The organism is Streptomyces sp. NPDC005202, assembly GCF_040608235.1.
In the GTDB taxonomy this organism is placed as follows: Bacteria; Actinomycetota; Actinomycetes; order Streptomycetales; family Streptomycetaceae; genus Streptomyces.
In genome coordinates this window covers 339796-360842 of the sequence record NZ_JBEXHW010000003.1, presented here as the reverse complement: position 1 = coordinate 360842, position 21047 = coordinate 339796, and the positions used below count along the sequence as shown (strand labels likewise).

Genomic DNA, 21047 nt, shown 5'->3' with positions numbered 1-21047 from the left:
TTTCATGACCACCGCAGCGCACCCCCTCGTCACCCGCGCCCGCCGGCTCGCGCAGGACCTGCTCGCCCCGAACGCCGAGCGCGTCGACCGGGAGGGGGTGGTGCCCACGAGCCACATCGAGGCGGTCAAAGGGTCGGGCCTGCTCGGGCTGAGCGCGCCGGCGGAGTACGGCGGGGCGGCCGCGCCCGGCGCCGTGGCCCGTCGGACGGCGGAGATCCTGGCCGGGGCGTGCTGTTCGACGTGGTTCGTGGTGACCCAGCACTACACCCCGGTGAAGCTGCTGGCGGCGTCCGAACTCCCCGTCCGCGAACGGCTGTTGCGTCCCCTGGCGTCCGGCGAGCTGCTGGCGGGGATCGCCTTCGCGCACGTCCGCGCCTTCCCACGGATCCCCGTGCGGGCCACGTCCGAGCGCGGCGGCTGGCGCTTCGACGGCACAGTGCCGTGGTACACGGGCTGGGGCCTGAACGACGTGATGCTGCTGGCCGGGGTCACCGACACGGCCGAGGTGGTGTTCGCGTTCAGCGAGGCGCGCGAGCAGCCGGGCCTGCGCCCGTCGTCGCCGATGCGGCTCGCGGCGCTCACCGCCGCCCGCACGGTGTCGCTGGAGCTGGACGGCCTGTGGCTCCCCGAGGAGGCGATCGTCCTGCGCACCCCGCAGGAGAAGTTCGCCCTCGTCGACCTGCCTCGCAACACCAACGCCTCCCCGGCCGTCTTCGGAGTCGCTTACGCGGCACTCGCCCTGCTGGACGGCGCCCCGGAGGCGGCGGACACGGCGCGTTCCCTGCGCACCCGCCTCGACGAGGTACGGGAGCAGGCGTACGCCCTCTGGGACCACCCGGTGCCGCACGAGCGCGTCGAGGAGCGGCTCGCGCTCAAGATACGGGCGTACGACCTGATGCGCGCCGCGACCACCGCCGCGATCGTGGCCGGGGGCGGCCGGTCCCTGGACCTGGGCAGCCGGGCCCAGCGGCTGGCACGGGAGGCGATGTTCCTGCTGGTCCAGGGGCAGACGGCCGAGGTGCGCCGGGCCCACCTCGGCCATCTGGCCGGCTGAGGCTCAGCTCGCGAACGGCACCTGTGCCGCAGGGGCGTCCTGCTTCCCGGCCGGATGCCGCCACAGACCCTGCGCGGCGAGCCGCGGCAGCACGCCCTCGCCGAACCAGTACGCCTCCTCCAGGTGCGGATACCCGGAGAGCACGAACTCGTCGATGCCGAGGGCGTGGTACTCCCTGATCCGCTCGGCGACCTCGTCGTGGCTGCCGACCAGGGCGGTTCCCGCGCCACCGCGCACCAGCCCGATCCCGGCCCACAGGTTGGGGTGGATCTCCAGCCCGGTGGGGGTCCCCCCTGCTCGAGCGGATTCGAGAGCTTGGGGGAGGCCGCCGCCGTGCAGCGCGAGCATGCGCTGCTGGCCCTCGGACTCGCTGCGGGCGAGCCCGGCCTGGACGGCCCTCACGGTCTCCGCGTCGAAGCCGTCGAGCAGCCGGTTCGCCTCGGCCCAGGCCTGCTCGGAGGTGTCGCGGGTGATGACGTGCAGCCGGATGCCGAAGCGGAGGGTGCGGCCCTCCCTCGCGGCCAGCGACCTGATCCAGGCGATCTTCTCGGCGACCTGCGCGGGAGGCTCGCCCCAGGTGAGGTAGACGTCGACGTGCCGGGCCGCGACCTCGCCGGCGATCGGCGAGGAGCCGCCGAAGTAGACCTCGGGGACCGGATCGGGCACCCGGGCCAGCTTCGCGTCCTCGACCCGGAGGTGCTCGCCGTGCAGGTCGACGGTCTTGCCCTCCCACAACTGCCTTACGATCTGCAGGAATTCGCCGGTACGGCGGTACCGGGCGTCCTTGTCGAGGAAATCGCCGTAGGCCCGCTGCTCGTGGCTCTCGCCGCCCGTGACGACGTTGAGGAGGAGCCGTCCGCCGGTCTGCCGCTGGAAGGTGGAGGCCATCTGCGCGGCGAGCGTCGGCGAGACGAAGCCGGGCCGGAAGGCCACCAGGAACTTCAGGCGCTCGGTGTTCTGGCTGACCATCGCGGTCGTCAGCCACGCGTCCTCGCACCAGGCGCCGGTCGGCGTGAGCGCGCCGACGAAGCCGAGGTCCTCGGCCGCGCGCGCGATCTGGGTCAGATAGGCGACCGTCGGCGGCCGGTCCCGTCCGGTGGCGGTGGCCGGGGTGCCGTGGCCGCCGCCGACCACGTGGCGGCTGTCGCCATTGGTGGGCAGGAACCAGTGGAAGGTGAGGGACACGTGGGGTCTCCGATCGCGAGTGTCCGTTAGAGCAGGCCGTGGCGGGGCGGCCTGGTGCCGTTCAGCACGTACCGGCCGATGTGCTGGATCTTCCAGCGCACCGGGTCGTGCAGCGTGTGGGTGCGGGCGTCGCGCCAGTGGCGGTGCAGGTTGAGGGAGTCGAGCGCCGAGCGGGTGCCGGACACCTCGAACAGGGCGCCCGCCACCTCCACCGCGGCCTGGGCCGCCTGCACCTTGGCGGCGGCGACGGCGATGGAAGCCTCGGCCGCCGAGCCGTCGGTGAGGTCGGCGCGGGCCGCGTCCACCGCCCGGGCGGCGTCCCGGAGCAGCGCCTCGGACGCCCGTACCTGGAGGGCGAGTTCACCGAAGCGCTGGATCAGCAGCGGGTCCTCGGCCGCGGTCTCGGCCCCGCTTTCGAACCAGGGCCGGCTCTTCGTCCGTACGAACGCGACGGCCTCCGCCAGCGCTCCCCGGGCGATCCCCGTGTCGATGGCCGCGTGCAGCAACTGGGCGACCGCTCCGTGGAGTTGGGGTCCTTGGAAGGTGAGGTGGTGCGGGAGGACCCGGTCGGCGGGCACCGGGACGTTCTCCAGTCGGACGGTGCCGCTGGCGGTCGTCCGCTGGCCCATGCCGTCCCAGTCGTCGACGACCGTGAGGCCGGGGGCGTCGCGGGGCACGTAGGCGACGTGCAGGTGGTCGTCCTCGGCGCGGGCCAGCACGGGAATCCAGTCGGCGAAGAGGGCGCCGGTGGAGTAGTGCTTGACGCCGCTGAGGACGTACGAACCGTCGGGCCGTGGCTCCAGGCGGGTGCGGAGGTCCTGGACGTGCCGGGTGCCCGCCTCCGACTGCGCGTTGCCGAAGCGGCGCCCGGCGAGCAGCTCGGCGAAGAAGAACTTCTGCTGCTCCGCCGTCCCCTGACTGCGGATCACATTGATGTAGACGAAGTGGCTCTGCGGAATCTGGGCGAGGCTGCCGTCGGCCGAGCCGAGCAGCCGGAAGATCTCCGCGAGGGTCTCCATGCGGACGTCCGCGCCGCCGTGCTCGGCGGGCACGGTGACGGCGAGCAGCCCGGAGGCGGAGAGCCGGTCCAACTCCTCGCGGGGCAACCTGCGTTCGGCGTCGCGTGTACTGGCGCCGACGCGGAACTCCTCGGCGAGCGACGCGGCGACGGCGAGGGCCTCGGCGTCATCGGCGATCACATGTGCGGTCATGGTGCTCAGCCCGCCACGGCCAGGAGGGGGGTGCGGCCGAGGGCCGCCGAGAACTGGTCGACCACCTGGGTCAGCGCCTCGCCGGCGGACGGCGCGACGGACAGGGAGCCGTCCTCGTGCACGGTGATGTCCTGGTCGAGGGTGAACCAGCCCTGCACGATGTGCGACGCTCCCATGGAGTTGAGGACAGGACGGAGGGCGTAGTCGATGGCCAGGACATGGGCGGTGGTGCCGCCGGTGGCGAGCGGCAGCACCGTCTTGCCGGTGAGGGCGTACTGCGGCAGCAGGTCGAGCAGCGCCTTGAGGACACCGGAGTACGAGGCCTTGTACACGGGGGTGCCGACGACGACCCCGTCGGCGCGGGCGAACAACTCGGTCGTCTCGACGATGGCAGGGTGCCGGAAGTCGGCGCCGAGCAGGGCCTCGGCGGGGATCGTACGGACGTCGAGCGGGATCACCTCGTGGCCCTGTGCGGTCAGCCGCTGGTCCAGATGGCGCAGGAGGCGATTGGTGCGGGAGGAGGCGGAGGGGCTGCCGGAGACGGACAGAACGGTGGCCATGGGTCCTCTTTCTGGGAGCCCGGGCGCCCGTACGGACGGGCGCCCGGAGTGAGCGGTCAGGAGTACCAGGTGGGTTCGGGCAGTTCGCCCTCCAGGACCCAACGGCCGACCTCGCGCCGCTTGTAGGCGACGGGGTCGTGCAGGGTTGCGCACGTTGCGCCAGAAGCGGTCGAGGCCCTCGGCGGTGGCCGTGGAGCGGGCTCCGGTGACCTCGAAGATGCGGCTCGTGATCTCCAGAGCGACGTCGGTGGCGCGGGCCTTCACCGCGGCCACCCGTACCTCGAACTCGCAGCGCGCCTGCTCGGTTACGGCGTCGGGGTCATCGTGCAGCTTCTGTCCCTCGGCGGCGACGGCGTCGGCGAGCGCCTCGACCGCCCACAGCTTCGCGGTGAGGTCGCCGTAGATGTCGATGACGTACGGCTCGTCGACCGCGCGCTCATGGCCACCGTGCAGCCAGGACCGCGACTTGGTGCGGGTGTAGGTGGCGGCCGTCTCCAGCGCGCCGCCCGCGATGCCGAGGTAGAAGTTGACGAAGACCAGTTGGATGGTAGGGACGTTGAGGGTGTTGTAGGTCCGCGGCTGGAACCCCTTGTCGACGTACCCGGCCGCCGAGGACCACGGCGTGCGGACCCCGTCGATGGTGACGCTGCCGCTCTCGGTGAGCCGCTGGCCGATGTTGTCCCAGTCGTCGTGGAAGGTCAGCCCCTCGCTGTCGGAGGGCACGATCGCGAAGACGTGCTTGTCGGTGCCCTCGAAGACGCCTTCCAGGACGGTGACGTCGGAGACCTTGCTGCCGGTGGAGAAGGACTTGCGTCCGGTGAAGACCAGGTCGTCGCCGTTTTCGGTGACGACCACATCCTTGTCGCGGGGGTTCACGGCCCCGCCGAAGAACCAGCGGTTGCGTGCGGCCTCCGCCTCGACCTGCTCCCACTGTTCGCGGGTGCCGACCAGGCGGGCGGCCCAGTTCCACAGGTAGTGGTAGCCGAGGAGCTGGCCGATGGAGCCGTCGGCCTTGGCGATCTCCCGGACGACGCGGTAGGCGGTGGGCCAGTCCTGGCCTCCGCCGCCGTGCTCGGTGGGGCCGAGCAGGGTGACCAGGCCGGCGTCCTTCAGCAGCTGGACCTCGGCGTACGGGGTGGCGCCGGCGCGGTCGCGTTCGGCGGCGTCGGTGGCGAGGACGGCGGCGACCTCGGCGGCGCGGGCGATCCACTCCGGGGCGGTCTGCGGGGCGGGACGTGTCTGCCAGTCGGTGGGCGTGACGGTGCTCATGCTTGATGACCTCTTTCGCAGTGCGGTGCCGAAGGTGGGGGGTGGTCAGGCGTGCACGGGGACGGACTCGGCCTCGTCGTCCGGGAGCTGGGCCTCCAGCTCCCGGACGAGGGGCAGCACGTGCTTGCCGAAGTACTCGACCTCCTCGTGGTAGTGGAGGAAGCCGAGCAGGAAGAGGTCGACGCCGAGCTTCTTGTAGGCGACAATGCGCTGGGCGATCTGCTCGGGGGTGCCGATCAGCCCGGTACGGAAGCCGTCGTTGTACTGGACGAGGTCCTCGAAGCTGGAGTCCTGCCACATGCCCTTGCCGTCGGCGGTGGACTGACCGGCCTGCTTCACCGCGGCACCGAAGCCCTCGACTGCCTCGGTGTCGGCCTTGGCGACGATCTCGCGCAGGGTCTCGCGGGCCTCGGCCTCGGTGTCGCGGGCGATGAGGAAGCCGTTGAGGCCGAACCTCGGGGCCCTGCGCCCGGCTTCCGAGGCGGACTGGCGGACGTCGGCGATCTGCTCGACGACGCCGTCGAAGTCCTTGCCGTTGGAGAAGTACCAGTCGGAAACCCGGCCGGCCATCCGGCGTGCGGCGGTGGAGTTGCCGCCCTGGAAGATCTCCGGGTGCGGGCGCTCGGGTGTGTTGAGGGGCTTGGGTTTGAGGGAGAAGTCGCGCAACCGGTAGAAGTCACCGGCGAGTTCGGCATGGTCCTCGGTCCAGATGGTGCGCAGGGCGCGGATGAACTCCTCCGAGCGGCGGTAGCGTTCGTCGTGCTCCAGCCAGGGCTCGCCGAGGGCGGTGAACTCGCCCTTGAACCAGCCGCTGACCACGTTGACGGCGAAGCGGCCGTTCGACAAGTGGTCGGCGGTGGCGCCGAGTTTGGCCAGGACGCCCGGGTGCCACAGGCCCGGGTGGACGGCGGCGATGACCTTCAGGCGCTGGGTGGCCAGGAGGAGAGCGAGGCTGAAGCTGGTCGACTCGTGCTGGTACTCGGCGCCGTAGCTGGCCATGTAGCGGACCTGGCTGAGCGCGTACTCGAAGCCGTTGTTCTCGGCGAGCACGGCGAGTTGGCGGTTGTAGTCGTATCCCCAGTCGGTGCGCTGCTGGATGGTGCTGGTGACCAGTCCCCCGCTGACGTTGGGGACCCAGTAGGCGAACTTCACGGGCTCTGCGGGCATGCGGAACTCCTGTTGCGGATTGCTCGGGATTTCGGGGACGCCGAATTCAAAAAGCGTGAGATGTCGCTGAATTCATGCGGTGAAGGGAATACACGACACGCAGCCGTCAGCCGACGGGCGCGGCGTGGGAGAAGAAGGCGCGGCGGATCAGCAGGATCAGGCCGCGGTGCAACAGGAGGCGCTGGAGACGCGCGCGAGGTCGACATGGCGTCGCCGCGTGAGGTCCAGTCGCATCTTCATGCCGACGATCGTGGCAGCAGCCGGTGACGGCAGTCAAGGAAAACCCGACCGGTCTCGTATCGCGGACCATTGAATTTCACGAAGGTGTGACAGGGAAACCCTTGAACCGGTCCCCGTAAAGGCCACAGTCTGCGGTCGTGCGGACAGAACGGCTGGAATACATTGCGGCGGTCACCCGGCTCGGCTCGCTGCGCCGGGCCGCCGAGGAACTTCGCCTGTCACAGCCCGCGTTGAGCGAGACTGTGCGGAATCTGGAACGGGAGCTCGGCGTCGACCTGCTGGAACGCAAGCGCTCCGGCGCCACGATGAGCGCGGAGGGCCGGGAGCTCTGGCCGCACATCGTCGGCGTGCTGGATGCGGTGGACCGGCTGCGGGCCGCGGCGGGCGAGCAGTACCGCATCAGCCGCATGGTGCGCGTCGGCACGGTCAACGCGGCGACCGTGCCGCTGCTCATTCCCGTGGTGCGGTCCTTCCGCGCCTCCCACCCCGTCACCCAGGTCGAGGTGGTCGGCGCGCAGCAGACGGACATCCAGCGGGCGCTGTCCGAGGGCGGTTGCGACCTCGGCCTGGTCAACCACCTGGAGGGGGACGACGTGCCCGCCGACTTCGAGTCCACCGAGCTGCTGCGCGGCCGTCCGGTGGTGTGCGTGCGCCCCGACAGCCCGCTCGCGTCCCGGCCGGCGGTGACGGTGGACGACCTGCTGTCCGAGCCACTGATCGCCATGCGCTCCGGATATGTGATGCACCGCTACATCCACCGGCTGCTGGACGGTCGCGTCCCGTCCTTCTCGTACTCCACCGACGGCGCCGAGATGGGCAAGCTGATGGTCGCCGAGGGCCTGGGGGCGACCGTCCTGCCGGACTTCAGCGTCATCGGGGATCCGCTGGAGCGACAGGGCCTGATCACCCACCGGCCGGTCACCGAGGACGCGACCCGGGTGCTGCTGATGCTGCAGCGCCGCAGGGCGGAGTCCGTGCCGCAGGCGGCACAGGCCCTGTACGAGGTGTTCGTACGCACGGCACGGGAGCTGGGCGGAACGCTCACGCCTCAGCACGGGAACCGGGCGGAACGCACCCACACCTTCGTACCGCCGGCCCCCGATCGGAGCGGACATGTACCACCCGCGGCGACCCTCCGCCACTCGGCCGTGACCTGGTGTGACGGGCGGATCCGGAAGGGGCGTTTCGGGGAAGACATCACCAAGGGACGCGACGCCGACACGAAGGACGCAGCCGATGAACGGTGACGAGGCGCAGCAGCCGCTGCGCTGCCTGGTGACCGGTGCGACCGGGTACATCGGCGGCAGGCTGGTCCCGGAGCTCCTCGCCGCCGGCCACCGGGTGCGCTGCCTGGCACGCTCGCCGGAAAAGCTGCGTGACCACCGGTGGGCGGGCGACGCAGAGGTGGTGCGCGGGGACGTCACGGACGCCGAATCGGTCGCCGAAGCCATGCGTGATGTCGACGTCGCGTACTACCTGGTGCACGCCCTGGGCACGGGCACGGGCTTCGAGGAGACCGACCGCAGGGCGGCACGGATCTTCGGGGAGGTGGCCCGGGCGGCGGGCGTGCGCCGCATCATCTACCTCGGCGGCCTCACGCCCTCGGGCGTGCCGGAACGGGATCTCTCGCCGCACCTGCGCTCGCGCGCCGAGGTCGGCCGCATCCTGCTGGACTCGGGCGTGCCCACCACCGTCCTGCGGGCCGCAGTCATCATCGGCTCCGGCTCCGTCTCCTTCGAGATGCTGCGCTACCTCACCGAACGCCTACCCGTGATGATCACTCCGAGCTGGGTGCGCACCCGGATCCAGCCCATCGCGGTGCGGGACGTGCTGCGCCTCCTCGTCGGCAGCGCGCGCATGCCGCGCGAGGTCAACCGCGCCTTCGACATCGGTGGGCCGGACGTCGTGACGTACCGGGACATGATGGTCGGTTACGCGGCGGCCGCGGGTCTTCCGCGCCGGGTCATCGTCCCCGTTCCGGTGCTCACTCCCGGGTTGTCCAGTCTCTGGGTCGGCCTCGTGACCCCTGTGCCGGCGTCCCTCGCGCGGCCGCTCGCCGAGTCGCTGCGGCACGAGGTCGTGTGCCATGAGCACGACCTCGCCCGGTACGTACCGGACCCGCCCGGCCACCCCATCGGCTACGATCAGGCGGTCCGGCTCGCCCTGCAGCGGGTCCGTGACGCCCGGGTCACGACCCGCTGGTCCTCCGCCTCGGTGCCCGGAGCACCCAGCGATCCGCTGCCCACCGATCCCGACTGGGCCGGGGGCAGTCTCTACACGGACCACCGGGAACTGCCCGTCGACGCCCCGCGGGAGGTCTTGTGGCGGGTCATCGAGGGCATCGGCGGCGACAACGGCTGGTACTCCTTCCCACTCGCCTGGGCGCTGCGCGGCTGGCTGGACCGGCTGGTCGGTGGGGTCGGCCTGCGCCGTGGACGTCGTGACGCCGAGCGGCTCCGGGTGGGCGACTCCCTGGACTTCTGGCGGGTCGAGGAGATCCAACCAGGCCGGCTGCTACGGCTGCGGGCCGAGATGCGGCTGCCCGGCCTGGCCTGGCTGGAGATGTACGCCGCCGCGGACGACGACGGCCGCACCCGGTACCGCCAGCGCGCGCTGTTCCACCCGCACGGGCTGCTGGGCCACGCCTACTGGTGGAGCATCTCCCCCTTCCACGCCGTTGTCTTCGGCGGCATGGCGCGCAACATCGCGCAGGCCGCGGCCAGGGCGGCCCCACCCACCCGGGTGAGGGAGCGCGCGCCCTCCCGTTGACGCGCGCATCTCTCGGGTCACCCGGGCCGGAAGCAGATCACGGTCACCGTTCCTCTCGCCCGGAGTGCGCACCATGAACGTCTCGGTCGTCCTGTTCACCGCCGACCTGCGCCTGCACGACCACCCGCCGCTGCGGGCCGCCCTCGACGGCTCCCGTCACGTGGTGCCCCTGTTCGTACGGGACCGGGCCGTGGACGAGGCCGGATTCGCCACTGCGAACCGTCTGGCGTTCCTGGCCGACTGTCTGCGGGACCTGGACGCGGGTCTGCGCCGGTGCGGCGGCCGGCTCGTCGTGCGGTCCGGCGACGTGGTCGTGCAGGTCTGCGCGGTGGCCGCCGAGGCGGACGCCGACGAGGTCCACATCGGGGCCGACGTCAGCGCTCCACATCGGGGCCGACGTCAGCGCGTACGCCCACCGGCGTGAGGAGCGGATGCGGGTCGCCCCCTGGAGGCGGAGGGGCGCCGGCTGCACGTGCACGACGCGGTGATGGTCCGGATGCCCGCTTCCAGGCGACGGAGGTGCGCCAGCTGACAGCGGCGGGCCAGCGCCCACTGATCATGAGACGCCTTGGTGATCGCCCCGGCCCAGCGCGACGACGACACCGCAGTCAGCTCCCGCTTGCGGACCGCCCAGGTGTCCGTGGAATGCTCCAGACCGTCACGGCACCGGGCTGCGAGGTCCTTCGAGGCCAGCGACCCCAGATGCGCGCCCACCAGCCGCAGCACCGTCTCATCCTCGGCCGTGAGGTGCCCCAGGCGGGTGCGTATCGCCACACCGGACGGCCCGAGAGCCACGAACGACAAGGCGATCGGGCGGAGATCAGCCACGCTCGGCTGCCTCCAGCGCCTTGCGGGCACGGTTCTTCGCCGACCTGCGCCCGTACAAGCGGGCACAGAACGAGGCCAGCACCTCCACCATGTCTGGGACCAGATCGTCTTCGACCTCGCCATCGTCCAGCACGGCAAGCCGGCGCCCGGACGCTTCCAAAGCCGCCTCGACCAGTTCGGTGTTCATCCGGCCAAGCCGGTCCCGGTGCTCCACCACGACCGTGGTCACCTCGGGATCGGCCAGCAAACGCCGGGCCTTGGCACGCGCCCCGTTCATCCCCGAACCGGTCTCGGCCTCAACCCGGACGACGCGGTGGCCGGCCCTGGACGCCCACGTGGACAGCCGGGCAATCTGGCGTTCCAGGTCCGCTTTCTGATCACGGGAGGAGACCCGGGCATACAGGCCCACACCACCGACAGCCTCAGCCGCCGCGTTGGCCTCAACGTTCACCAGGATCATGCGTGGCCCAACCCGCTGCGCGGGTACCGGCAAGATGCCCTCACGAAACCAGCGATACGCGGTCTGCGGATGCACACCCTGCGCTCTCGCCCACTCCGTCAGCTTCACACCCTCACAACGATGCTCACCCCATCGAAGTCACGCTCACTCAAACGACCTCGAAGGCGAACAGTTAATTACCCCGTCACCCAGGCCAGACGGTACGACCCCGACGGGGCGTACGTGCGGCGCTGGGTGCCCGAACTCGCCGGGCTGGAAGGGCCGGCCGTGCACGAGCCCTGGAAGCTCCGGGGGCGGGACCACGCGGCCGTCGCCCACCCGGACCCGATCGTGGACCTCGCCGAAGGACTCACGCGCTTCAGGCAGGCCCGGGCCCGCGCCTGAGAAGGCCCGCGCCTGACGTGACCCACAACCTGATCATGGGGATCGCGATAGGCCTGCTGGCCCTCGGGTTCACCACTGCCCCGGCACGCTTGTACGGCCTCGGCTCGGCCATGTGCGCCGCTACGGCGGCGAAGAGCGCCCCCAGGCCGTAGCCCTCCGGCAGCCCCCTGGTAGCCCCCGGAAGGAGAGATGGCGGCCGGTCCGCTCGCGGCGGACCGGCCCCGCCGCGTCAGCGGCCCGGCACCAGCCACGGCTCCTGCGGGAGCGGACTGCCGGTCTCGATGAGGGACTTGAGGTTGGACAGGACCGCCGGCCAGCCGCCCGACACGTCGGCGAGTTCTCCCTCGTTGTTGAGGTCCTCGTGGGTGACGGTGAGGCGCACGATGTCGCCGTGCGGCTGGATGTCGAAGGTGACCCGGGAGTGCCTGTCCTCCTGGTCCTCGTTCTCCGGCGCGGCCCAGGTGGTCACCAGGCGGGTCGGGCGCTCGGCCTCCACGACGCTGCCCACCACGTCGGCGATGCCGGAGCCGTCCGTGCGGACGTGCTCCCAACGGGAGCCGGGCTTCCAGTCCGAGACGTTGCTGTGGCCCCAGTAGGCGGCGGTCAGGTCGGCGTCGGTCAGCGCGTCCCAGACCTTTTCGGGTGTGCTCTCGATGTAGATGACGTACACGAAGGTCGGCTTGTCGGTCATGGTTTCCTCGGCTCGTCGCTTCAGGGCGCCGAGCGCGCGAAGGCGCGGGCGCTCGAACTTGTCGATCCACCGCTCCTGGATCTCGTGGAGCGGGACCGGGTTGAGGTAGTGCAGCTTCTCCCGCCCCCGCCGCACCGTGCTGACCAGGTTCGCGGCCTCCAGGACGGCGAGGTGCTGGGTCACCGACTGGCGCCTCATGTCGATGCGCGCGCACAGCTCTCCCAGCGTCTGCCCGTTGTGCTCGTGCAGCCGGTCCAGAAGCCGTCTGCGGGTCTCGTCGGCGAGCGCCTTGAAGACCTTGTCCATCCCTGAGTCGCGGTCTGATTGCACACTCAAAGTTATGCAGGCAATTACCTGCATGTCAGGCAAGTGGATGCCGGGATGTCGAAGGGCAGCCGACGAACGGCGCGTCAGCGCAGGCAGGCGCCCAGTTCCCGCCGACGCGATCGGGACGAGACTCGTGTCGGCACGGGCCGCGGTCCGCTCTTCGAGCGTCACGGCGACCTGTGTGCCGGCGTACACCGGACGGTCGAGTCGACGCGGACCACCTCGTTGACCGCCCCGCCGTGGAGTCACGACTCTCACCTGCCTCCGGGCCGACTGCCTCCGGGCCGACTGCCTCCGGGCCGACTGCCTCCGGGCCGACTGCCCTCGGGCCGACTGCCCTCGGGTCGACGCGGAACGAGATCCACACGTCCGGCGGCACGTCCGGCCACCGGTGGGTGACGGGCTACCGGACATGGGCACTCCTGAAGCAAGGCGCGGGGAGGGGTACGGCGTACCGGCCACCGCCCGGTCGGCGGCCAGCGGTTCAAGGGCGGCGGGTATCCGGCCGACGCTGGGCTCCCCTTGGCTCCCCTCGGCTCGCCCGGCGAGGCTGACTGGCCGATAAAGTTAAGGAGCCTTACTTGATGCGTCAAGAGGCCTCCCCGGATGCGTGAGAATGGTGCGATGCCCGCCAGCGACGCCATGGACCGGCCAGAACAGCCCTGGAACCGCCGCCGGCTGCGCAGCACCAACGAGCGGTTGCTCCTGGACCGGCTGCGCGCCGCCGGTGCCGCGTCGCGCGCCCAGCTGGCCCGGGAGACCGGCCTGTCCAAACCGACCGTCTCCAGCGCGCTCGCCTCCCTGGAAGCGGCGGGACTCGTCCACGAGGTGGGTACCCACGCGCCCGAGCGTGGCCGCACCGCCGTCCTGTACGCCCCCGATCCGGCGGCCGGTTACGCCCTCGGCGTCGATGTCGGCCGCAGCTGGCTGCGGGTGGCGGTCGCCGACCTGGACGGCAGCGTCGTCGCCCGGTCCGACGTGCGCAACCGGGCCCGCAGCTCCGGCGCGATGGCCGACCTGGTGGTCACGACGGCCCGGCAGGTGGTCGCCGGGTCCGGCGTGGACCCGGACGAGGTGGTGCACGCGGTGGTGGGCACTCCCGGCGTGTACGACGAGAAGCAGCGGCGGGTGCGCTACGCGATGCATCTGCCGGGCTGGGGGCGTGCCGGGCTCTTCGACCGGATGCGGGAGGAACTCGGCGTCCCGCTGGAGGTGCACAACGACGCCAATCTCGCAGCGCTCGGCGAGTACACGTACGGCGTCGGCGCGGGGAGCCGGCTGTTCGCGTACATCCTGATCGGCACCGGACTCGGCATGGGCGTGGTCAGCGAGGGGCGGCTGTTCACGGGGGCGCACGGCCTGGCCGGGGAGATCGGCTTCCTGCCGTGGCCGGGGCAGCAGAAGCCGGGGCTGGAGGACGCGGTGTCGGGGGTGGCCGTGGTCGAGGCGGCGCGCCGGTTCGGGATGGACGGGCAGCTCACCGCGAAGGCCGTGTTCGACGCGGCCCGGCAGGGAAACGCAGCCGCGGTCCAGGCCGTCCAGCTGGAGGGCGAGCGGATAGCGCACACGGTGGCGGCGGCCGCGGCCGTGCTCGACCCGGATCTCGTGGTCCTCGGCGGCGGGGTGGGCCACAGCGTCGATCTGCTGCTGCGGCCCATACGCGACCACCTTCGGACCCTCACTCCCCTGCGGCCGAAGGTGGTACCCAGCCGGCTCGGCGAGGACGCGGTGCTGCTGGGCGCGGTGGCCACGGCCCTGGGCACGGCGCGGGACGTGGTGTTCGAGCGCCGGACGGCCGCGTCCTGACCAACTCGGCCAACGGCAATGGTGATTGACACGACCCACTCCGCGCCCTAGCGTGAGGCGAGTTAGTAAAGTTTCCTAACTTTACGAAGAGGCTGGAGACCCCCAGTGTTCCACCGCCCCGACACCGGACGCCGTCTCGCCACGGCCGGCGTCGCCCTGAGCCTGCTCGGTTCGCTGCCGATCAGCGCCTGGGCCGGGACCCACAGCAACCGGGCCGCCCCACACACCCGGATCACCCGGATCACCCAGGTCTCCTCGGCGCCGGGCAGCGCCACCGCCCTGTCCGGCTACACCGTCCAGTCGACGGCCAAGGTCTCCGACCCGGCGTCCGCCGTCTCCTCCCCCGGCTATCCGGCGACCGGCTGGTACCCGGCCGGCCCCCGCTCCACCGTCCTCGCGGCCCTGCTCGCGAACGGCGTCTACGCCGACCCGTTCCACTCGACCAATCAGCAGAAGATCCCCAAGGCCGACTTCCAGGTCCCGTGGTGGTACCGCGCCGACTTCACGGTCGCCGGCACCTCCGAGCGCACGTACCTAGACTTCAGCGGCGTGATCTCGGCGGCCGACGTCCATGTCAACGGCAAACAGGTCGCCACGACGAAGGACGTCACCGGCGCCTACACGCGGCACGAGCTGGACGTCACCTCGCTCGTCCGGTCCGGTACGAACACCGTCGCCTTCCGCGTCCAGCCCAACGACCCGACCAAGAACCTCACCATGGGCTGGATCGACTGGCTCCAGCCGCCGCCCGACCAGAACATGGGCATCGTCCGCGACGTCCTGGTCCGCCGCGGCGGCCCGGTCGCCCTGCGCGACGCGCACGTGGTGACCCGGCTGGACGTCCCCTCGCTGGCCTCGGCCGACCTGACGGTCAAGGCGCAGGCCCGCAACGACTCCGGTGCGCCGGTGACCACCACGGTCTCCGGGAGCGTCGGCGCGACAACGTTCGAGAAGACCCTCACCCTCGCCGCGCACGAGACGAGGACCGTCACCTTCACCCCCGCCGACGTCCCCGGCCTGCACCTGGCCGCGCCGCGGGTGTGGTGGCCCGCGGGCATGGGCAGTCAGCCCCTGTACGCCCTGGACCTCACCGCGTCCGTCTCCGGCACGGTGTCGGACACCGCGCACGAGACCTTCGGCATCCGCGACGTCCAGGCGCCCCTGAACGCGGACGGCGCCCGCCAGTACCGCGTCAACGGCCGCAGGCTCCTGATCAAGGGCGGCGGCTGGTCGCCGGACGAGTTCCTGCGCTGGGACCGGACGTACGTCGAGGACCGGCTGAAGTACGCCCTCGACCTGGGTCTGAACACGATCCGTCTGGAGGGGCACCTCGAACCGGACGAGTTCTTCGACCTCGCCGACCGGTACGGCATCCTCACGCTGCCGGGCTGGGAGTGCTGCGACAAGTGGGAGGGCAACGTCAACGGCGGCGAGACCGGCGAGAAGTGGACCGCCGCCGACCACCCGGTCGCCAAGGCCTCGATGGCCGCCGAGGCCGCCCGGCTGCGCGACCACCCCAGCGTGATCTCCTTCCTCATCGGCAGCGACTTCGCACCCGACGCCACGATCGAGAAGAACTACCTCGACGCCCTGAAGGCCGCCGACTGGCCGACCCCGGTCGTCGCCGCCGCGTCCGACAAGTCCTCGCTCCAGCTGGGCAGTTCGGGCATGAAGATGACGGGCCCGTACGACTGGATCCCGCCGGACTACTGGTACGCCAAGCGCGAGGGCGGCGCCACCGGCTTCAACTCCGAGACCGGCGCGGGCCCCGACATCCCGACACTCGACACCCTGCGGCGCATGATGACCCCGGCCGAGCTCGACACGCTCTGGAAGGACCCGAGCGCGAAGCAGTACCACCGCTCGCCGTCGTCGACCTTCGGCACGCTCAAGATCTACGACAACGCCCTCACCGGCCGCTACGGCGCCCCCACCGGCCTCACCGACTACGTGCGCAAGGCACAGCTCGCGCAGTACGAGAACGTCCGCGCCCAGTACGAGGCGTACGAGCGCAACGCGACCGACTCCTCGAAGCCCTCGACCGGAGTCGTCTACTGGATGTTCAACAGCGGCTGGACCTCCCTGCACTGGCAGCTGATGGACCGTTACCTCGACCAGAGCGGCGCCTACTTCGGGGCCAAGAAGGCGAACGAACCGTTGCACGTGCAGTACTCGTACGACGACCGCTCGGTGGTCGTGGTCGACAACCGGCACCAGGCTGCCTCAGGGCTGACCGTACGGGCCACGCTGTTCAACCCCGACGGCACCCAGAAGTACGACAGGACCGTGACCGGCGTGAGCGTGAACGGCGACGGCGCGCACAGCACCGCACTCACGCTGCCCTCGTCGGTGAGCGGGCTGTCGACCACGTACCTGCTGCGCCTGGACCTCACCGACGCTGCGGGCAGGCAGGTGAGCCGGAACGTCTACTGGCTCTCCACCAGGCCGGACACCCTCGACTGGGACAACACCGACTGGTACTACACGCCGACGACGAGCTACGCCGACCTGACGGGGCTGAGCTCCATGGCGCAGGTGCCGGTGTCGGCGACGGCGTCGACGGCGTCGTCGGACGGCACGTCGACCACGACGGTGACGGTGCGCAACTCGGGGAGCGGGAAGACGCCGTCGCTGCTCACGGACGTCCACCTCGTCGACGCGAAGGGCAGGCCCGTGCTGCCCGTTCAGTGGTCGGACAACCAGGTCAGCCTCTGGCCGGGCGAGTCGGTCACCCTGACCGCCACCTACCGCACGGCGGATCTGCACGGGTCGGCGCCGCAACTGCGGATCGCCGGATGGAACACGCAGGAGCGGACGGTCCCGGCCGGCTGAAAAGAAGGGGGGTGGGCCCGGCAGGCCCACCCCCAGGGCGTCAGCTCACGTTGAGCGCCGTGTCGTCGATCACGAACGACGTCTGGAGCGTGGAGCCTTCGGTGCCGGTGAACCTGATCGTCACCGTCTGACCGGCGTAGCTCGCCAGGTTGAAGCTGCGCTGCGTGTACCCGCTCGCGGCAGTCAGGTTGGAGTAGGTCGCCAGTGTGGACAGCACCGTTCCGCTGCTGCTCAGGACCTGCGCCTTGAGGGTGTCGTACGCCGTGGTGGTGGTCGTCTCGGCCGTGTCGACGTGGAGGTGGAAGCTGAGCGTGGCCGTCGTGCACCCGGACGGAATGGTCACGGACTGCGCGAGCGTGTCGGTGTGGGCGGAACCGTAGCCGTTCAGCCAGGCTTTGTAGGCGCCGGTGCGGGCCGCCTCTCGGGAGTCGTTGGTGATGACGCCGCTCGTGGCGCTCCAGGTCGTATTGCCGGACTCGAAGCCGCTGTTGCCGAGGAGCTGGGCGGCGGTGCAGCTGCCGGAGCCCCCGCCGCCGCTGCTGCCCGAACCGGCCAGCCAGGCGGTGGCGTTGAGGGCGAGGGGCGCGTTGGTGGCGCCGGAGTCGTTCCAGCCGTCGTAGAGGGTGTTGCCGGACTGGCCGGTGCCGTCGTCGACGGGCGAGCTGTCGCCCCAGAAGGCGACGCGGCCACTGCCGAAGGTGCTGGTGACGAAGAAGGCGCCGGTGTTGCCGGAGTAGCCGCTGCGGTAGACCAGGCCCTTGACGGAGGAGTTGTCGGACGGCTTGAGGGTGGCCGTCGTGCCGTCGGCGATCAGGCTCTTGGTGACGGTGCCGAAGGAGCCGTGCAGCACGGGGTCGCTGCTGTCGCTGATCGCGGCCGGGTAGCCGGAGCTGACGTCGAGCGAGTCGATGGAGAAGCCGAACGGGTCGGTGGAGTCGACGCTGTTGTTGCTCATCAGGTCATTGAGGATCTCGACCGCGTCCTCACCGTCGTTGTTGCGGTCGGCGCCGGTGTGATCGGAGATCATGAACAGGCCGCCGCCGTTCTTGACGAAGTTCATGATCGCCGTCTTTTCGGCGCTGGTGAAGAGGGTGTTCGGCTCCGGGAGGACCAGCGTGTCGAAGTTCGACAGGTCGGTCGACGAGGAGCCGCCGTAGGAGAGGCTGGAGCCCGACGGCAGGGTCTTGAGGCTGTAACTGCCGGTCTTCTGCAGGGCCACGCCCCAGGAGGAGAGCGCGCCGGTCCAGTCCGTCTCGGCGGACGGGGAGGAGTCCTGGCCGAGCGGGTCGGGCTGGCTGGTGGAGATGATCCAGTCGGCGTTGCCGGCGGTCTCGGCGTGGGCGTTGTCGAACAGGATGCGGTGCGTGGTGGCCGCGTGGGCCGGCGTGGCGCTGGTGGAGACCTGCAGGGCGGCTGAGGTGATGAGCAGCCCGAGTCCGGCCAGGACGGTGGTGAGTCTGCGGCGGGATCTTCTGGATCCGAGCATCCGAACGAACCTCCACGTGGGGAAAGGGGGCGATGCGGGCGCCAAATCTGCGCGCGTAGAGCAGGTTTGAGTGTTCTACACGCGTCGATTGATTGAAAGGTACATGGCATAACGGGGCGGTGAACAGAAAGTCCCGGCAATAACCGGACCGGCGTGCCTCCGGATCCAGCGGGCACATGAACAGAGCGGGGGTCACGACAAAGAGGGGCGGACATGGAGATCACGGGCATCATCAGTGCCATCGTCATCGGCGTCATCATCGGCGTCCTGGGACGGCTCGTCGTTCCCGGTCGCCAGCACATCGGCATTCTGTGGACGATCGTCGTCGGCATCGTGGCCGCGCTGATCGGCGCGGCGATCGCCTCCGGACTCGGCGTCGCCGACACCAAGGGCGTGGACTGGATCGAGTGGCTCATCCAGATCGGCCTCGCCGCGATGGGCGTTGCCGCGCTGGACCGGGCGAAGACGGCACACCGCTGAACCGCGGCCGTACGCGGCGGCGAACGGGAGCGAGGACCGCGACGGCGGACGCCGGGCGAGGGGCCGCGGCGCCTGCCGCGGGCCGACCGGTCCTCCTCGACTCGGTCCGGTCGGCCCGCGCCGGGCGTTCACCTCGGGCGTTCACCGCGCCGGGCGTTCACCGAGTGGCCCGCGGGGCGGCGAGGCCGTCGCGGCTGGACGGGTGGACGGGGGTCCAGCCCAGCTCCCGTTCCGCCTTGGCCGTGGACACCCGCAGGTTCGTCGTCGTGATCGCGTACGCGTACGCCATCGGCTTCATCAGCCACAGCGGTAGGGTCATCGGCTTCGGCAGCCCGAACTCCTCCGCGACGCACAGGAGGTGGGCGCGGAAGCCCAGCGGTGCACGTTCGGCGATGTTGTACGCCTGACCGGCCCGACCGCGTTCCACGGCGGCGACCACCGCCCGCGCGGCGTCGGTGAGTTCCACCCAGGGCAGAACACGGCCGTGGTCGCGGGGTGCGGGCAACTGCCGCTTGCGCAACTGGGGCAGGAGCGCATCGGTTCCGCCGGGGCCGTAGAACAGGCCGAAGCGGAGTGCGACGCCCGCCAGACCGGGTGTGCCGAAGGTGAGTTGCTCCTTGATGCGCATGCCCGCGAGGTGCTTCTCCAGCTCCGGCGTGGTGCCGTGCGGGCCGAAGGAGTCGTCCTCGATGACCGGGCGGTCGCCGTGGTCCCCATAGCCGTAGCCGAAAACCACGGACGCGGCGGTCGCCGAGTGGGCCCGCGGGCAGGTGCCCGCGGGAGCCGAGGGGACCGCCCTGGCCGGGGCCGTGCTCGCCTGGGCGCATCTGCATGGCGCGGTCGGTCTGGAGGTCTCCGGCCAGTTCGAGGGCATGGGCCACGACGGGGGCACCCTGCTCACGGCGCAGATCGACTCGCTGGCGGACGCGTTCGCCCTGGACTGAGCGGCAGGGTGGCAGGGGTGCGGCCACGACGCCCCGCGCGTACGGGCCTTGGCGGCGCGGCGGTGTACGAGCCTTGGCGACGGCGGCCGATCGGGGGGCGTCGGCTATGGCTCGTACACGTACGGCGTCGTCGTGGTCAGCGGCGCGAAGCCGAGGCGTTCGAGGATGGGACGGCTCTGGCCGGAGGCGTCGACCTGGAGGTAGCGGTAGCCGCGGTCCGCGGCGAAGCGGGCGCGGTGGGCCACCAGGGCGCGATAGATGCCGCGGCCCCGCCAGCCCTCGACGGTGCCGCCGCCCCACAGGCCCGCGAACCTCGTCCCGGGCGCGAGTTCCATCCGGGCCGCGCTCACCGGTACCCCGCCCGCGAGGGCGACGACGGCGACGACCGTGTCCGGGTCGGCCGCGAGCCGGGCGAGCAGTCGGTGCCGCAGTCGTGAGCCGTCCGTGCCGAACGCCTTCTCGTGCACGCCGGTCACGAGGTCGACGCCCGCCGCATCGGTGACAGTCACCAGGCGCACGCCCTCGGGTGGCTCGGCGTCGAGGTTCAGGACAGCGACCTCGCCTGCCATCAGCGTCTCCTCGCGCTCCGCGGCGAACCCGGCGGCCCGCAGCCGCTGCTCGAGGTCCACGGGCAGGTCGTGCCCGTACAGCTTCCACTCGAAGGTGCGGCGGAGACCGGTGAAGTACGTGATCTGCTCGGCGATCGCCGCGTCCGCATCGGCCTCGTCCAGGCCGGACCACAGGATGCCGTTCCAGTCCTGTTCGGAGCCGACTTGGCGCACCACGCTTCCGGCTCGCTCGACGCGGACACCTGGGCCGTCCGGCCGCGCGCCTGCGCGCATGTCCCGGTCGTAGAGGGCGAGTACCACGGCGTGATCCACGCGCCCACTCCAGCAAACGGCGCGCCTCGGCGGCAACGGGATTACCCGGGGCCCGCGCGCCCCGGCCGGCCGGGCCGGACGGCGGCCAGATACGCCCGCAGCCGGTCGCGGTTGCGGGCCAGGCAGTCGATGCGGGCCTGAATGCGGTCGATGTGGTCCTGCAGGAGCGCGGCCGTCTCCGGGGTCAGGCACGCGGAGGGCAGGAGGAGCTCGTCGGGGCCGGAGAGGTATGGCAGGATCGCCCGGATCATCTCCGTGGTCAGGCCCGAGTCCAGCAGGCCGCGGATCTGCTGGACGTCCCGCACCGCCGACTCGCCATAGGAGCGGTAGCCGTTCTCGGTGCGGTCGGGGTGGAGCAGCTCCTGCTCCTCGTAGTAGCGCAGCAGCCTGGTGGGGACGCCGGTGCGGCGGGATGGGGTGCCGCCTTCGGCGGGGCGCCGACCCTGATCCAGACCGCGCTGGTCGATGCCTCG

General features: G+C 71.2%; 17 protein-coding genes and 6 pseudogenes. 10 read left to right on the top strand and 13 right to left on the bottom strand.

The window, feature by feature from the left end:
* Positions 1–4: 4 nt before the first annotated feature.
* Positions 5–1054, top strand: a complete 1050-nt coding sequence (locus ABZV31_RS08365) for an acyl-CoA dehydrogenase family protein (RefSeq protein WP_355889826.1) — start codon at positions 5–7, stop codon at positions 1052–1054.
* A gap of 3 nt (positions 1055–1057) precedes the next feature.
* Here ABZV31_RS08365 and ABZV31_RS08360 read toward each other — a convergent pair whose 3' ends face one another.
* The 6 genes and pseudogenes from ABZV31_RS08360 to ABZV31_RS08335 all read right to left on the bottom strand — a co-directional run bounded on the left by ABZV31_RS08360 (position 1058) and on the right by ABZV31_RS08335 (position 6680).
* Positions 1058–2239 (bottom strand): LLM class flavin-dependent oxidoreductase, encoded by a 1182-nt coding sequence (locus tag ABZV31_RS08360; protein WP_355889823.1) that lies wholly within the window; start codon positions 2237–2239, stop codon positions 1058–1060.
* Positions 2240–2265: 26 nt separating this feature from the next.
* Complete coding sequence (locus ABZV31_RS08355) at positions 2266–3450, bottom strand: SfnB family sulfur acquisition oxidoreductase (protein ID WP_355889821.1); 1185 nt, start codon at positions 3448–3450, stop codon at positions 2266–2268.
* 5 nt (positions 3451–3455) lie between these two features.
* Positions 3456–4010 (bottom strand): NADPH-dependent FMN reductase, encoded by a 555-nt coding sequence (gene ssuE / locus ABZV31_RS08350; protein ID WP_355889818.1) that lies wholly within the window; start codon positions 4008–4010, stop codon positions 3456–3458.
* A gap of 56 nt (positions 4011–4066) precedes the next feature.
* Positions 4067–5279, bottom strand: a pseudogene (locus ABZV31_RS08345) (acyl-CoA dehydrogenase family protein).
* 45 nt (positions 5280–5324) lie between these two features.
* Positions 5325–6446 carry a dimethylsulfone monooxygenase SfnG gene (gene sfnG / locus ABZV31_RS08340; protein ID WP_355889816.1) on the bottom strand — a complete coding sequence of 374 codons (1122 nt, stop codon included), beginning with the start codon at positions 6444–6446 and terminating at the stop codon, positions 5325–5327.
* A 156-nt stretch (positions 6447–6602) separates the two neighbouring features.
* Positions 6603–6680 carry a putative leader peptide gene (locus tag ABZV31_RS08335; RefSeq protein ID WP_351520955.1) on the bottom strand — a complete coding sequence of 26 codons (78 nt, stop codon included), beginning with the start codon at positions 6678–6680 and terminating at the stop codon, positions 6603–6605.
* A gap of 143 nt (positions 6681–6823) precedes the next feature.
* Here ABZV31_RS08335 and ABZV31_RS08330 point away from each other — a divergent pair.
* The 3 genes and pseudogenes from ABZV31_RS08330 to ABZV31_RS08320 form a co-directional block, all read left to right on the top strand.
* A pseudogene (locus ABZV31_RS08330) lies at positions 6824–7732 on the top strand (LysR family transcriptional regulator); the annotation flags it as partial.
* 190 nt (positions 7733–7922) lie between these two features.
* Positions 7923–9455: an SDR family oxidoreductase gene (locus tag ABZV31_RS08325; RefSeq protein ID WP_355889813.1), complete on the top strand. Its 1533-nt coding sequence runs from the start codon at positions 7923–7925 to the stop codon at positions 9453–9455.
* Positions 9456–9528: 73 nt separating this feature from the next.
* Positions 9529–9942: pseudogene (locus ABZV31_RS08320) on the top strand (deoxyribodipyrimidine photo-lyase); the annotation flags it as partial.
* On the opposite strand, the pseudogene ABZV31_RS08315 reads toward ABZV31_RS08320, so the two are convergent.
* Positions 9942–10283 (bottom strand): annotated as a pseudogene (locus ABZV31_RS08315) (IS200/IS605 family accessory protein TnpB-related protein); the annotation flags it as partial. The pseudogenes ABZV31_RS08320 and ABZV31_RS08315 overlap by 1 nt on opposite strands.
* The gene (locus ABZV31_RS08310; protein WP_355889810.1) at positions 10276–10851 is read right to left on the bottom strand and encodes an IS607 family transposase; all 576 of its coding nucleotides are present in this window, start codon (positions 10849–10851) and stop codon (positions 10276–10278) included. The pseudogene ABZV31_RS08315 and the gene ABZV31_RS08310, both read right to left, overlap by 8 nt.
* A gap of 72 nt (positions 10852–10923) precedes the next feature.
* Here ABZV31_RS08310 and ABZV31_RS08305 point away from each other — a divergent pair.
* Together ABZV31_RS08305 and ABZV31_RS08300 are read left to right on the top strand one after the other, a co-directional pair.
* Positions 10924–11127 (top strand): annotated as a pseudogene (locus ABZV31_RS08305) (FAD-binding domain-containing protein); the annotation flags it as partial.
* Positions 11128–11144: 17 nt separating this feature from the next.
* Positions 11145–11279, top strand: a complete 135-nt coding sequence (locus ABZV31_RS08300; RefSeq protein ID WP_355889808.1) for an SPW repeat protein — start codon at positions 11145–11147, stop codon at positions 11277–11279.
* A gap of 77 nt (positions 11280–11356) precedes the next feature.
* Here ABZV31_RS08300 and ABZV31_RS08295 read toward each other — a convergent pair whose 3' ends face one another.
* Positions 11357–12124 (bottom strand): metalloregulator ArsR/SmtB family transcription factor, encoded by a 768-nt coding sequence (locus ABZV31_RS08295; protein ID WP_355889805.1) that lies wholly within the window; start codon positions 12122–12124, stop codon positions 11357–11359.
* A gap of 645 nt (positions 12125–12769) precedes the next feature.
* On the opposite strand from ABZV31_RS08295, the gene ABZV31_RS08290 reads away from it, so the two are divergent.
* A complete protein-coding gene (locus tag ABZV31_RS08290; RefSeq protein ID WP_355889803.1) occupies positions 12770–13951 on the top strand; it encodes an ROK family transcriptional regulator in 1182 nt (393 codons plus the stop codon).
* A 105-nt stretch (positions 13952–14056) separates the two neighbouring features.
* Positions 14057–16783, top strand: coding sequence for an exo-beta-D-glucosaminidase (locus ABZV31_RS08285; RefSeq protein ID WP_355889801.1), 2727 nt, complete (start codon positions 14057–14059; stop codon positions 16781–16783).
* A gap of 40 nt (positions 16784–16823) precedes the next feature.
* On the opposite strand, the gene ABZV31_RS08280 is transcribed toward ABZV31_RS08285, so the two are convergent.
* The gene (locus ABZV31_RS08280; protein ID WP_355889799.1) at positions 16824–18269 is read right to left on the bottom strand and encodes a hydrolase; all 1446 of its coding nucleotides are present in this window, start codon (positions 18267–18269) and stop codon (positions 16824–16826) included.
* Between the two features lie 213 nt (positions 18270–18482).
* Here ABZV31_RS08280 and ABZV31_RS08275 point away from each other — a divergent pair, with 213 nt between their 5' ends.
* Positions 18483–18749, top strand: coding sequence for a GlsB/YeaQ/YmgE family stress response membrane protein (locus ABZV31_RS08275; protein ID WP_355889796.1), 267 nt, complete (start codon positions 18483–18485; stop codon positions 18747–18749).
* 157 nt (positions 18750–18906) lie between these two features.
* Here the strand turns inward: ABZV31_RS08275 and ABZV31_RS08270 are convergent, their stop codons facing one another.
* Positions 18907–19485: a hypothetical protein gene (locus tag ABZV31_RS08270; protein ID WP_355889794.1), complete on the bottom strand. Its 579-nt coding sequence runs from the start codon at positions 19483–19485 to the stop codon at positions 18907–18909.
* A 55-nt stretch (positions 19486–19540) separates the two neighbouring features.
* On the opposite strand from ABZV31_RS08270, the pseudogene ABZV31_RS08265 reads away from it, so the two are divergent.
* Positions 19541–19693 (top strand): annotated as a pseudogene (locus tag ABZV31_RS08265) (WHG domain-containing protein); the annotation flags it as partial.
* A 104-nt stretch (positions 19694–19797) separates the two neighbouring features.
* On the opposite strand, the gene ABZV31_RS08260 reads toward ABZV31_RS08265, so the two are convergent.
* Both ABZV31_RS08260 and ABZV31_RS08255 read right to left on the bottom strand, forming a co-directional pair.
* Positions 19798–20574, bottom strand: a complete 777-nt coding sequence (locus ABZV31_RS08260) for a GNAT family N-acetyltransferase (protein ID WP_355889791.1) — start codon at positions 20572–20574, stop codon at positions 19798–19800.
* A gap of 41 nt (positions 20575–20615) precedes the next feature.
* Complete coding sequence (locus ABZV31_RS08255; RefSeq protein ID WP_355890096.1) at positions 20616–21026, bottom strand: MerR family transcriptional regulator; 411 nt, start codon at positions 21024–21026, stop codon at positions 20616–20618.
* Positions 21027–21047 lie beyond the last annotated feature (21 nt).

Excerpts from the sequence above, each read along its gene's own strand:
- ABZV31_RS08325 (WP_355889813.1), top strand. The coding sequence starts at position 7,923 with ATGAACGGTGACGAGGCGCAGCAGCCGCTGCGCTGCCTGGTGACCGGT.
- ABZV31_RS08280 (WP_355889799.1), bottom strand. The coding sequence starts at position 18,269 with ATGCTCGGATCCAGAAGATCCCGCCGCAGACTCACCACCGTCCTGGCC.
- sfnG (WP_355889816.1), bottom strand. The coding sequence starts at position 6,446 with ATGCCCGCAGAGCCCGTGAAGTTCGCCTACTGGGTCCCCAACGTCAGC.
- ABZV31_RS08355 (WP_355889821.1), bottom strand. The coding sequence starts at position 3,450 with ATGACCGCACATGTGATCGCCGATGACGCCGAGGCCCTCGCCGTCGCC.
- ABZV31_RS08290 (WP_355889803.1), top strand. The coding sequence starts at position 12,770 with ATGCCCGCCAGCGACGCCATGGACCGGCCAGAACAGCCCTGGAACCGC.
- ssuE (WP_355889818.1), bottom strand. The coding sequence starts at position 4,010 with ATGGCCACCGTTCTGTCCGTCTCCGGCAGCCCCTCCGCCTCCTCCCGC.
- ABZV31_RS08295 (WP_355889805.1), bottom strand. The coding sequence starts at position 12,124 with ATGGACAAGGTCTTCAAGGCGCTCGCCGACGAGACCCGCAGACGGCTT.
- ABZV31_RS08275 (WP_355889796.1), top strand. The coding sequence starts at position 18,483 with ATGGAGATCACGGGCATCATCAGTGCCATCGTCATCGGCGTCATCATC.
- ABZV31_RS08365 (WP_355889826.1), top strand. The coding sequence starts at position 5 with ATGACCACCGCAGCGCACCCCCTCGTCACCCGCGCCCGCCGGCTCGCG.
- ABZV31_RS08335 (WP_351520955.1), bottom strand. The coding sequence starts at position 6,680 with ATGCGACTGGACCTCACGCGGCGACGCCATGTCGACCTCGCGCGCGTC.